This window comes from Streptomyces sp. B5E4 (assembly GCF_039871555.1).
In the GTDB taxonomy this organism is placed as follows: domain Bacteria; phylum Actinomycetota; class Actinomycetes; order Streptomycetales; family Streptomycetaceae; genus Streptomyces.
This window is the reverse complement of record NZ_JBDPMI010000022.1, coordinates 130,528-141,910: the sequence shown is the minus strand read 5'-3', so window position 1 is coordinate 141,910 and position 11,383 is coordinate 130,528. Positions and strand designations below refer to the sequence as shown.

The window sequence follows — 11,383 nt, the reverse complement described above, 5'->3', positions numbered from 1 at the left end:
CCACGTGTTACTCACCCGTTCGCCACTAATCCCCGGCCGAAACCGGATCATCGTTCGACTTGCATGTGTTAAGCACGCCGCCAGCGTTCGTCCTGAGCCAGGATCAAACTCTCCGTAAATGCATACATGATGCATCACAGAAACGAGTCTGCCTCGCTACTGCTGTGTCACTACATCAAACACTTGGCATCGATTACTTGGCACACTGTTGAGTTCTCAAAGAACGGACACTTCCTTCAAAACCCTTCCGGGCCTCTCCGGGCGTTTCCCTTCGGTGTGTTCCAACCCTAACAGCTTCCTGGGGGTTGAAATGACCGCCCCTCGCGCCCAGTTGAGCGGGCGCGACGGCCCACGGGCTCATCGGGCGGTGACGTAAACCTACTGGACGTTCGGCCGCCGTGCAAATCGCCCCCGGCCCCAACCCCCGCCTGGGGCAACGTCCGAGGCGGGGGTTGGGGCCGGGCCGGGTGGAGCGGGACGGCTCTCCTGAGTCGTCAGACCTCGACGACGACCGGGAGGATCATCGGGCGGCGGCGGAACGTGTCGGAGACCCACTTGCCCACCGTCCGCCGGACCAACTGCTGGAGCTGGTGCGTCTCGGCGACGCCGTTCGAGGCGGACTTGGCGAGGGCTTCCTCCAGCTTCGGGATGACGTCCCGGAACGCCGCGTCCTCGATCCCCGAACCACGGCTCTGGAGATGGGGGCCGCCGACGATCTTGCCCGTCGTGCTGTCGACCACGACGAAGACGCTGATGATGCCCTCCTCGCCGAGGATCCGGCGGTCCTTGAGCGAGGACTCCGTCACGTCGCCGACGGAGAGGCCGTCGACGTACACGTATCCCGCCTGGACCTTGCCGGAGATCTTGGCGACTCCGTCGACGAGGTCGACGGCCACGCCGTCCTCCGCGATGACGATGCGGTCGGCGCGGACGCCTGTCGCCGCCGCGAGTTCGGCGTTGGCCCGCAGGTGGCGCCATTCGCCGTGGACCGGCATGACGTTGCGCGGCTTGCAGATGTTGTAGAAGTACAGCAGTTCGCCGGCCGAGGCGTGGCCCGAGACGTGGACCTTCGCGTTGCCCTTGTGGACGACGTTCGCGCCCCAGCGGGTGAGGCCGTTGATCACGCGGTAGACGGCGTTCTCGTTCCCCGGGATCAGGGACGAGGCGAGGATGACGGTGTCGCCGGCGACGATGCGGATCTGGTGGTCGCGGTTGGCCATGCGGGACAGGGCCGCCATCGGCTCGCCCTGCGAGCCCGTACAGACGAGGACGACCTCGCGGTCCGGCAGATCGTCGAGGGTCTTCACGTCGACGACGAGGCCGGCGGGCACGCGCAGGTAGCCGAGGTCGCGGGCGATGCCCATGTTGCGGACCATGGAGCGGCCGACGAAGGCGACCTTCCGGCCGTACGCGTGCGCCGCGTCCAGGACCTGCTGGATGCGGTGCACGTGGCTCGCGAAGCTCGCCACGATGATGCGCCGCTGCGCCGCCGCGAACACTCCCCGCAGCACCCCGGAGATGTCCTTCTCCGGCGCCACGAACCCCGGGACCTCGGCGTTGGTGGAGTCGACGAGCAGCAGATCGATCCCCTCCTCGCCGAGGCGCGCGAACGCGGGCAGGTCGGTGAGGCGGCCGTCGAGGGGCAGTTGGTCCATCTTGAAGTCGCCGGTGTGCACGACGACGCCCGCGGGGGTGCGGACGGCGACGGCCAGGCTGTCCGGGATGGAGTGGTTGACGGAGACGAACTCGCAGTCGAAGGGCCCGATGCGCTCCCTGCCGCCCTCGGCGACCTGGAGGGTGTACGGGCGGATGCGGTGCTCCTGGAGCTTGGCCTCGATGAGGGCGAGGGTCAGCTTGGAGCCGATCAGGGGGATGTCCGCCTTCTCGCGGAGCAGGTACGGCACGGCGCCGATGTGGTCCTCGTGGCCGTGCGTGAGGACGATGCCCTCGATGTCGTCGAGGCGGTCCCTGATGGTGGAGAAGTCGGGAAGGATCAGGTCGACCCCCGGCTGCTCCTCCTCGGGGAAGAGGACGCCGCAGTCGACGATCAGCAGGCGGCCGCCGTATTCGAAGACGGTCATGTTGCGGCCGATCTCGCCGAGTCCGCCGAGCGGCGTGACGCGCAGGGCGCCCTCCGCGAGTACGGGGGGCGGGCCGAGTTCGGGATGGGGATGGCTCAAAGGTCTCTCCTCACCATGCGCACCGGCCGGGTCCCGGCGGCGGGCCCGGGCGGGGCGCACATGGATGCGTGCGACGGCGGCTTCCCTGAAGCCGCGCCGCGGATTTCTCGGTATGCGGTTGTGACGTCTCGATGGCGGTGAGGACGGCGGTGGTGCGACGCGTACGGCCGGGGCGCGTACGGCTATACGTGCACGCCGCCGCCCTTGAGGTCCCGCTTGAGCTGCTCGGTCTCCTCCGGCGAGAGTCCGACGAGGGGCAGCCGCAGCGGGCCGCCGGGGAGCTGCCGCAGGGCGAGCGCCGCCTTGACGGTGATGACGCCCTGGGTGCGGAACATGCCGGTGTAGACGGGGAGCAGTTGCTGGTGCAGCTCGGTGGCCTTGACCACGTCGCCGCTGGTGTACGCCTCGACGAGGGCGACCAGCTCGGGGGTGACGAGGTGGCCGACGACGGAGACGAAGCCGACGCCGCCGACGGACAGCAGCGGCAGGTTCAGCATGTCGTCGCCGGAGTACCAGGCCAGGCCCGTCTGGGCGATGGCCCAGCTGGCGCGGCCGAGGTCGCCCTTGGCGTCCTTGTTGGCGACGATCCGGGGGTGCTCGGCCAGCCGGACCATGGTCTCGGTGTTGATCGGGACGCCGCTGCGGCCGGGGATGTCGTAGAGCATCACGGGCAGGTCGGTGGCGTCGGCGATGGCCTTGAAGTGGGCGTAGAGGCCCTGCTGCGGCGGCTTGCTGTAGTACGGCGTGACGGTCAGCAGACCGTGGGCGCCGGCGTCCTGGGCGGCGCGGGCCAGCTCGATGCTGTGCCGGGTGTCGTTCGTCGAGGCTCCGGCGACGACGTGGGCGCGGTCGCCGACGGCGTCCACCACGGCCCGTACGAGCTGGGCTTTCTCCGCATCGCTCGTGGTGGGGGACTCGCCGGTGGTGCCGTTGAGCACCAGCCCGTCGTTGCCTGCGTCGACGAGGTGGGCGGCGAGTCGCTGGGCGCCGTCGAGGTCGAGGGCGCCGTCGGGGGTGAACGGCGTGACCATGGCGGTCAGCATCCGTCCGAAGGGCGTCTGCGGGGTGGATGTCGGAGCCATGAGTGACACGCTACTCGTAAGAATGCCGGGAGCGCGCGCTTGGGTGGCGTGCGGTGCGGCAGGCGCGGGAGAACCCGGCACTGCCTGCTCGGGGGTTCAAGCAGTACCGGGTTCGTATCCTCAGCCTAGGCGAACTTCGCGATAACTACCATTCCAGACATTTCACCACGGCATTCGTGCACCCTCCGGCTCTGTCGGCACGCCGGGTGCCGGCTGCACCCGGGTACCTTTGAGAGGTATTCGGCACATGGCCCTGGATCTGGGCACTTTACGGGACGTGCCGACGTTGTCCGGATGGCAGGAGCCGAATCGACAAACCCACGAGCCCTGAGGTGGTGCCCCAGCATGCTTCGCCGTCGGCGTGAGCCCGTTCCGTTCGCCTTCATAGCGGAGGCAGACCGCTTCCGCAGCGACGTCCCGGTGCCGCCACCCGTGAAACGCGCCGGGATCGGGGAGATCGCCGGGCGGGCGCTGGTGGGCGTGCTGATAGTGGCGGGGCTGGTCGGCGCCGTGGTGTTCGGCATCCCGGCCATGCAGCTCACGGACGACCCCGGGTCCGCGCAGGACACGGAGACGGTGCGCACCCCCTGACGCCGCCCGCGGCGCCCCGTCACCGCCGTCACAGGCGTATCGGGTGCCCCGTCCGCACCCCCGGGGTGGTGGGTCCGCCGGGGCCTCGCTAGCCTCGCAGGCGTGCCACTGCCCTTTCTGACCGCCGACCGCGACTTCGGAGACGTCGCCGGCGACGCGTCCCTCCCGTTCGCCGACCGCGACCGCTGGCGCCGGCCCTACCGTCCGGGACCCTGGCGGGTGCTCATGGCCGCCGTCGAGCTGCTGCTCGCCTCGTATCTCCTCTTCGCGACCGTCATCATGCTGCTCGCCGGCTCGGTCACGGGCGCGCTGACGTGCGCGGGCGTGGCGGTGGCCTTCATCCTGGCGGCGCTGCGGCTGCTGCGGGTGGGGGTGTGGGTGAGCGCGCACGGGCTGCGGCAGGTGCACCTCTTCCACACCGTCACCCTGTCGTGGGACGAGATCACCGCCGTACGCACCGTGCAGCAGCCGGTGAAGTGGCTCGGCCTGCCGCGTACGGTGCAGGGGCAGGCGCTCCTGGTGGTCCCGGCGGCGCGACGGCGCGGGCGGGGCGGGGCGGGGGCGCCGCTGCGGCCCCTGCTGACGGACACCAACGCCGACTTCCTCAGCCGCCCCGAGGCGTTCGACCGGGCGGCCGACACCGTCGAGGCGTGGGCGACGGAGCTGCGCTGACGCTCCGCAGGCGCCCGTGCCGCCCCGGGGCGTACGGCCGCCTGCTAGCCCGCCGTCCTGCGCAGTCTGATCGCCTGCTGCATCGCCTTGCGCGCCCGCGGGGTGTCGCGCGCGTCGTGGTAGGCGACCGCCAGCCGGAACCAGCTCCGCCAGTCCTCCGGCGCCGCCTCCGTCTCGGCCTTGCGGCGGCGGAAGACCGCGTCGGCCGAGTCGCGGTCGATACGGCCGCTCGGGGTGCGCTTCAGCTCGTCGACCGGCAGCCCGCCCTCGGCGTCCAGCTCCCGCGCCAGCGCGCTCGCGGCGCGGGCGAAGGCGGTGGTGTGCCACAGGAACCAGATGCCGATGGCGGGGAGCACGAGCACGGCGACGCCGAAGGCGACGGTCAGCGGCGTGCCCTCGCGCAGCAGGTACCAGCCGCGGGTGCCGGCGAGGAAGAAGTACACGACCAGCACGGCCGACAGCACGATGTACGTGATCTTCGAGCGCATGAGCGGGGTCCGGGCGGCGGCGTCAGCCGAGGTCGAGGAAGTGTTCCAGGCCGACCGTCAGGCCCGGGGTCGCGGTCACCCGGCGGGCGGCGAGCAGGATGCCCGGCATGAAGCTGCTGTGGTGCAGCGAGTCGTGCCGGATGGTCAGGGTCTCCCCCGCGTCGCCGAGCAGCACCTCCTGGTGGGCGAGGAGCCCCCGGAGCCGGACGGAGTGCACGGGCACCCCGTCGACGTCGGCGCCGCGGGCACCGGGCAGGGCGGTGGCGGTGGCGTCGGGCTGCGGCGGCAGGCCGGCCTCGCGGCGGGCCTCGGCGATGAGGCGGGCGGTGCGGGTGGCGGTGCCGGACGGGGCGTCGGCCTTGTTCGGGTGGTGCAGCTCGACGACCTCGGCGGACTCGAAGAACCGGGCGGCCTGCCGGGCGAAGTGCATGGTGAGGACGGCGCCGAGGGAGAAGTTCGGGGCGATGAGCACGCCGGTGCCGGGGCTGTCGGCGAGCCGGGTGCGCAGCGCGTCGAGGCGGTCGTCGGTCCAGCCGGTGGTGCCGACGACGGCGTGGATGCCGTTGCGTACGCAGAAGTCGACGTTCGCGGGAGCGGAGTCCGGGTGGGTCAGCTCGACGGCGACCTCGGCGCCGGCCTTCGTCAGCTCCGCGAGGTCGTCGTCGCGGTCGACGGCGGCGACGAGGTGCATGTCCTCGGCGGCCTCGACGGCCCTGGCGGCCTCGGAGCCGATACGGCCGCGGGCGCCGATGACGCCGACCTTGAGCTGGGTGGTCATGCGCGTACTACCTCCGGTGTCGATGGGGGTCGTTCCCCTGCCCGCCTCTTCCCGAGCCGGGGGCGGCGCCCCCGGGCCCCGCTCCGCGCCTCCGGCGCGGGAGGGAGGGCCTCGCCCGGGACCCGGCGGGATTTCGCCCCGGCCCCGGGCACTCGCCCACGTTACGCCGTGTCCGCGCGGGCCCGGCGCCCCGCTCCCTCAGGCCACCGCCTCGCGCAGCGCGGTGGCCTGGCGGTCCGTGACCGGTCCTATGACGGACAGGGACGGGCGGCGCCCCAGGACGGTCGCGGCCACCTCGCGGACGTCGTCGGGGGTGACCGCGCGGATGCGGGCCAGGATGTCGTCGACCGACATCTGCTCGCCCCAGCACAGCTCGCTCTTGCCGAGGCGGTGCATCAGCGCGCCGGTGTCCTCCAGCCCCAGCACCAGGGAGCCGCACAACTGGCCGACGGCACGGGCGACCTCGTCGTCGGGCAGGCCGTTCCTGGCGACCAGCGCCAACTCCTCGCGGCAGAGCTTGAGCACGTCGGCGGCCTGCGCGGGGCGGCATCCGGCGTAGACGCCGAAGAGGCCGCAGTCGGCGAAGCCGGAGGTGTACGAGTACACGGAGTAGGCCAGGCCGCGCTTTTCCCGGATCTCCTGGAAGAGCCGGGAGCTCATGCCGCCGCCGAGGGCCGCGGACAGCACGCTGAGCGCCCAGCGGCGCTCGTCGTGCCGGCCGACGCCGGGGGCGCCGAGGACGAGGTGGGTCTGCTCGGTGCGGCGCTCCTGCAGCTCGAAGCGGCCCGCGGTACGCAGCGTGCGGCTGCCGGCGCGGGGGCCGTGCGGGGCGGCGTCGGCGGCGTCGAGGGCGCCGGCGCGGTCGAAGGCGGCGGCCACGCGGCGTACCACGTCGTCGTGGTCGACGTTGCCCGCGGCGGCGACGACGAGCCGGGTGGGCACGTAGTGGCGCTGGTAGAAGCGGGCGACGCGGTCGCGGGTGAGCGCCGTGACGGTCTCGACGGTGCCGAGGACGGGGCGGCCGAGGGGGGTGTCGCCGAGCATCGTGCGGGCGAAGAGGTCGTGCACGCAGTCGCCGGGGTCGTCCTCGGTCATCGCGATCTCTTCGAGGACGACGCCGCGTTCGGCCTCGACGTCCTCCGCGCGGATGACGGAGCCGGTGAGCATGTCGCAGACGATGTCGACGGCCAGCGGCAGGTCCGTGTCGAGGACCCGCGCGTAGTAGCAGGTGTACTCCTTGGCCGTGAACGCGTTCATCTCGCCGCCGACCGCCTCGATGGGGGCGGAGATGTCGAGGGCCGAGCGCGTCCTGGTGCCCTTGAAGAGGAGGTGCTCCAGGTAGTGCGTGGCGCCGCCGAGCGCGGGGGTCTCGTCCCGGGAGCCGACGTGCGCCCAGATGCCGAAGGTCGCGGAGCGGACGGCGGGCAGCCTCTCGGTGAGCACGCGCAGTCCGCCGGGCAGCACCGTCTTGCGTACGGTGCCGGCGCCGTCGGAGCCGTCGGAGCCTTCGAGGAGCGTCGCGGTGGTGGAGCGCGGACGGGGGACGGCCCGCCCCCGGTACGGGGGGCGGGCCGCCTTCCGACTGCTGCGGGGCAGGGTCACTTCGCGGACTCGTCCTCGGACTTCCCGGCGTCGTCGCCGTCCTTCTCCTCGCCCTCCAGGACGGGGATGAGGGACAGCTTGCCGCGCTGGTCGATCTCGGCGATCTCGACCTGGACCTTCTGGCCGACGCCGAGGACGTCCTCGACGTTCTCCACGCGCTTGCCGCCGGCGAGCTTGCGGATCTGCGAGATGTGCAGCAGACCGTCCTTGCCGGGCAGCAGGGAGACGAAGGCGCCGAAGGAGGTGGTCTTCACGACCGTGCCCAGGTAGCGCTCGCCGACCTCGGGCATCGTCGGGTTGGCGATGCCGTTGATGATCGTACGGGCGGCCTCGGCGGCCGGGCCGTCGGCGGCGCCGATGTAGATCGTGCCGTCGTCCTCGATGGTGATCTCGGCGCCGGTGTCCTCCTGGATCTGGTTGATCATCTTGCCCTTGGGGCCGATGACCTCGCCGATCTTGTCCACGGGGATCTTGATGGTGATGATCCGCGGGGCGTGCGGGGACATCTCGTCCGGCCGGTCGATGGCCTCCATCATCACGTCGAGGATGTGCAGCCGGGCGTCGCGGGCCTGCTTCAGGGCCGCGGCCAGCACGGAGGCGGGGATGCCGTCCAGCTTGGTGTCGAGCTGCAGGGCGGTGACGAACTCCTTGGTGCCGGCGACCTTGAAGTCCATGTCGCCGAAGGCGTCCTCGGCGCCGAGGATGTCGGTCAGCGTCACGTAGTGCGTCTCGCCCTCGATCTCCTTGGAGATCAGGCCCATGGCGATGCCGGCGACCGGGGCCTTCAGCGGCACACCGGCGTTGAGCAGCGACATCGTCGAGGCACAGACGGAGCCCATGGACGTCGAGCCGTTGGAGCCGAGGGCCTCGGAGACCTGGCGGATCGCGTACGGGAAGTCCTCGCGGCTCGGCAGCACCGGCACGATGGCGCGCTCGGCGAGCGCGCCGTGGCCGATCTCGCGGCGCTTGGGGGTGCCCACGCGGCCGGTCTCGCCGGTGGAGTACGGCGGGAAGATGTAGTTGTGCATGTAGCGCTTGCGCGTCACCGGGTTGAGGGTGTCGAGCTGCTGCTCCATCCGGAGCATGTTCAGCGTCGTCACGCCCATGATCTGGGTCTCGCCGCGCTCGAAGAGCGCCGAGCCGTGCACCCGCGGGATCGCCTCGACCTCGACGGCCAGCGGCCGGATGTCGGTCACGCCGCGGCCGTCGATACGGACCTTCTCGCGGATGACGCGCTCGCGCACCAGCTCCTTGGTGAGCGCGCGGTACGCCGCGGAGATCTCCTTCTCGCGGCCCTCGAACTGCGGCAGCAGCTTCTCGGCGGCGACGTCCTTGACGCGGTCCAGCTCGGCCTCGCGCTCCAGCTTGTTGCTGATGGTGAGGGCCTGGGCCAGCTCGTCGCGCACGGCCTGGGTGAGCGCCTGCAGCACGTCGTCCTGGTGGTCGAGGAAGACGGGGAACTCGCCGGTGGGCTTGGCGGCCTTGGCGGCGAGGTCGGCCTGCGCCTTGCACAGGGTCTTGATGAAGGGCTTGGCGGCGTCCAGACCGGCGGCGACGACCTCCTCGGTCGGCGCGGTGGCGCCGCCCTTGACCAGCTCGACGGTCTGGTCGGTGGCCTCGGCCTCGACCATCATGATCGCCACGTCGCCGTCGTCCAGGACGCGGCCGGCGACGACCATGTCGAAGACGGCCTCCTCCAGCTCGGCGTGGGTGGGGAAGGCCACCCACTCGCCGCGGATGAGGGCGACGCGGGTGCCGCCGATGGGGCCGGAGAACGGCAGGCCCGCCAGCTGGGTGGAGGCGGAGGCGGCGTTGATGGCGACCACGTCGTAGAGGTGGTCGGGGTTGAGCGCCTCGATGGTGGCGACGATCTGGATCTCGTTGCGCAGGCCCTTCTTGAAGGAGGGGCGCAGCGGCCGGTCGATGAGCCGGCAGGTGAGGATGGCGTCCTCGCTGGGGCGGCCCTCGCGGCGGAAGAAGGAGCCGGGGATCTTGCCGATGGCGTACATACGCTCTTCGACGTCCACCGTCAGCGGGAAGAAGTCGAGCTGGTCCTTGGGCTGCTTGGAGGCGCTGGTCGCCGCGAGAACCATGGTCTCGTCGTCGAGGTAGGCGACGGCGGAGCCGGCGGCGAGCTTGGCGAGCCGGCCGGTCTCGAAGCGGATGGTGCGGGTGCCGAACGAGCCGTTGTCGATGACGGCCTCGCTGTAGTGGGTTTCGTTCTCCACCAGGAAATTCTCCTCGTCTGCGCCCACGCCCGTGTGGCGTGGGCCGTGAGCGGTGGAGCACCCGCGCGGCAGGCTCGGGCCGGATGAGCGGCTGTAGGCCGGGCCGGTCTTCGATCGAAGCCACCGGGGTGCGCGCTGTCGCGTGCTCCGAAGGCCACTACCGAGGACCGGCGCCCGCTGTCGGCACAGGTCCGGCGGCTGCGGGCGGTTGCTCCCCGTATTCACTCTGTGCTGATGTCCTGCCGACCAGAGTACAAGTCCCCCTGGCGGCGTCTCGACGGCTGGCTGGCAACCGTTCGGTAAGGGTCCGTACGGACGGACCGGCCCGGCGTCCGGGCGAAATCGGAGCGCTCCGGGCATACACCGAGGGAGCGGCTCCCGGTGCGGGAGCCGCTCCCTCGTACGGGCTAGCGGGCGCCGGCGGCGCCGCGGCGGATGCCGAGGCGGTCGACCAGCGTACGGAAGCGGGCGATGTCCTTCTTCGCCAGGTACTGCAGCAGCCGGCGGCGGCGGCCGACGAGCAGGAGCAGACCGCGGCGCGAGTGGTGGTCGTGCTTGTGGGTCTTCAGGTGCTCGGTCAGGTCGCTGATGCGCTGGGTGAGCATCGCCACCTGGACCTCGGGGGAGCCGGTGTCGCCTTCCTTCGTGGCGTACTCGGCCATGATCTTCTTCTTGGTCGCGGTGTCGAGCGACATGCTTCCCACTCCTCGGGTCGGCGCCGCCGAGCGTCCCTGGTTTTGGTCACAGGGAATCTGCGGTGACTCGGCAGGCGGGGCGGTCGCGGCGCCTCACCCGGGTGAAAACGGGGGCACTCACGCGAACCGTCCGCCAGCCTATCAGCCGTACGGCGGCCCGAAGACCGCCGTCCGGCGCCGCCCGGCGGGGCCGGGGGTGCGGGTCAGATCTTGACACCGTGCTTGCTGAGGAACGCGACCGGGTCCACGGCGGAGCCGTAGGCGGGGGTGGTGCGGACCTCGAAGTGCAGGTGCGGACCGGTGGAGTTGCCGGTCGTACCGATCTTGCCGATCAGCTCCTTGGCGTTGACCTGCTCGCCGACGGAGACGTCGATCTCGGAGAGGTGCGCGTACTGGGTGTAGAGGCCCTCACCGTGCTTGATCACGATGTTGTTGCCGTAGGCGCCGCCCCAGCCGGCCGTGACCACGGTGCCGTCGCTGGCCGCCTTGACCTTCGTGCCCGTGGGGGCGGCGAAGTCCTGGCCGCTGTGCTTCGCGGCCCAGCGGGCACCGCCCTGGTTGTACTGGCCGGTGACGTCGTAGTCGGCCGTGACGGGCTTGACCCAGTCGGGCTTGCTGTCGGCCGTGGCCACCCCCGAGCCGAGGGCGAGAACCATGCCGCCGCCGGCGGCGAGCATCGCGGTGGTGGCTATGGGGGCGGTGAACTTGGCGTGCTTGAACATTCTTGGAATTCCCTCCAGAAAGGTTTCGACCCGGCTGCGCTCCGAGGTCGCTCCACCTTGGTAACGCGTCGGATCGGGACGTTCAAGGACCCTTGGTACGAGCCGGGGTCGTAGCGGCGAGTCGGGTTTTTCTACCCCTTGTGGGCTCCCGAAGAAGGGTCGCGAGAAGGCTTCCGGAAGGCATACGAGAGGACTTTCGGAGGTCATATATGCTGGTCAGAGCGCTTCGCACAGCCCGTGTCCAAAAGTCCGGCACGCCCCCCTGCCGAAAGTCCGGCGGGCGCAGAGGCGAAAGTCCCGGACCCTCGTCGGATTCGCCTACTACCGCTTTTAGGATTCCTTAAG

General features: G+C 71.0%; 10 protein-coding genes and 1 rRNA gene. 2 read left to right on the top strand and 9 right to left on the bottom strand.

Going from position 1 to position 11,383, the window contains the following annotated elements:
* The 3 genes from ABGA99_RS25445 to dapA form a co-directional block, all read right to left on the bottom strand.
* Positions 1-119, bottom strand: a 16S ribosomal RNA gene (locus tag ABGA99_RS25445); the annotation flags it as partial.
* Positions 120-494: 375 nt separating this feature from the next.
* Positions 495-2,180 (bottom strand): ribonuclease J, encoded by a 1,686-nt coding sequence (locus tag ABGA99_RS25440; RefSeq protein WP_347580223.1) that lies wholly within the window; start codon positions 2,178-2,180, stop codon positions 495-497.
* A gap of 182 nt (positions 2,181-2,362) precedes the next feature.
* Entirely contained in the window at positions 2,363-3,262 is a 900-nt protein-coding gene (dapA, locus tag ABGA99_RS25435) for a 4-hydroxy-tetrahydrodipicolinate synthase (RefSeq protein WP_347580224.1), read from the bottom strand.
* Positions 3,263-3,607: 345 nt separating this feature from the next.
* Here dapA and ABGA99_RS25430 point away from each other — a divergent pair, with 345 nt between their 5' ends.
* Together ABGA99_RS25430 and ABGA99_RS25425 are read left to right on the top strand one after the other, a co-directional pair.
* The gene (locus tag ABGA99_RS25430) at positions 3,608-3,853 is read left to right on the top strand and encodes a hypothetical protein (RefSeq protein WP_347580225.1); all 246 of its coding nucleotides are present in this window, start codon (positions 3,608-3,610) and stop codon (positions 3,851-3,853) included.
* Between the two features lie 102 nt (positions 3,854-3,955).
* Complete coding sequence (locus tag ABGA99_RS25425; RefSeq protein WP_347580226.1) at positions 3,956-4,525, top strand: hypothetical protein; 570 nt, start codon at positions 3,956-3,958, stop codon at positions 4,523-4,525.
* 44 nt (positions 4,526-4,569) lie between these two features.
* On the opposite strand, the gene ABGA99_RS25420 is transcribed toward ABGA99_RS25425, so the two are convergent.
* From ABGA99_RS25420 to ABGA99_RS25395, 6 genes are all read right to left on the bottom strand, one after another.
* Entirely contained in the window at positions 4,570-5,013 is a 444-nt protein-coding gene (locus ABGA99_RS25420; protein WP_347583495.1) for a hypothetical protein, read from the bottom strand.
* A gap of 22 nt (positions 5,014-5,035) precedes the next feature.
* Positions 5,036-5,791, bottom strand: coding sequence for a 4-hydroxy-tetrahydrodipicolinate reductase (gene dapB, locus ABGA99_RS25415; RefSeq protein WP_347583494.1), 756 nt, complete (start codon positions 5,789-5,791; stop codon positions 5,036-5,038).
* Between the two features lie 198 nt (positions 5,792-5,989).
* Positions 5,990-7,393 (bottom strand): pitrilysin family protein, encoded by a 1,404-nt coding sequence (locus ABGA99_RS25410; protein WP_347580229.1) that lies wholly within the window; start codon positions 7,391-7,393, stop codon positions 5,990-5,992.
* Complete coding sequence (locus tag ABGA99_RS25405; RefSeq protein ID WP_347583493.1) at positions 7,390-9,621, bottom strand: polyribonucleotide nucleotidyltransferase; 2,232 nt, start codon at positions 9,619-9,621, stop codon at positions 7,390-7,392. Before ABGA99_RS25405 ends, ABGA99_RS25410 begins: the two co-directional genes overlap by 4 nt.
* Before the next feature lie 407 nt (positions 9,622-10,028).
* A complete protein-coding gene (gene rpsO, locus ABGA99_RS25400; protein ID WP_027743620.1) occupies positions 10,029-10,316 on the bottom strand; it encodes a 30S ribosomal protein S15 in 288 nt (95 codons plus the stop codon).
* Positions 10,317-10,519: 203 nt separating this feature from the next.
* Positions 10,520-11,038, bottom strand: a complete 519-nt coding sequence (locus ABGA99_RS25395; protein WP_347580231.1) for a M23 family metallopeptidase — start codon at positions 11,036-11,038, stop codon at positions 10,520-10,522.
* Positions 11,039-11,383 lie beyond the last annotated feature (345 nt).

Coding starts and splice junctions, on each gene's coding strand:
- dapA (WP_347580224.1), bottom strand. CDS start 3,262: ATGGCTCCGACATCCACCCCGCAGACGCCCTTCGGACGGATGCTGACC.
- ABGA99_RS25430 (WP_347580225.1), top strand. CDS start 3,608: ATGCTTCGCCGTCGGCGTGAGCCCGTTCCGTTCGCCTTCATAGCGGAG.
- ABGA99_RS25420 (WP_347583495.1), bottom strand. CDS start 5,013: ATGCGCTCGAAGATCACGTACATCGTGCTGTCGGCCGTGCTGGTCGTG.
- dapB (WP_347583494.1), bottom strand. CDS start 5,791: ATGACCACCCAGCTCAAGGTCGGCGTCATCGGCGCCCGCGGCCGTATC.
- rpsO (WP_027743620.1), bottom strand. CDS start 10,316: ATGTCGCTCGACACCGCGACCAAGAAGAAGATCATGGCCGAGTACGCC.
- ABGA99_RS25395 (WP_347580231.1), bottom strand. CDS start 11,038: ATGTTCAAGCACGCCAAGTTCACCGCCCCCATAGCCACCACCGCGATG.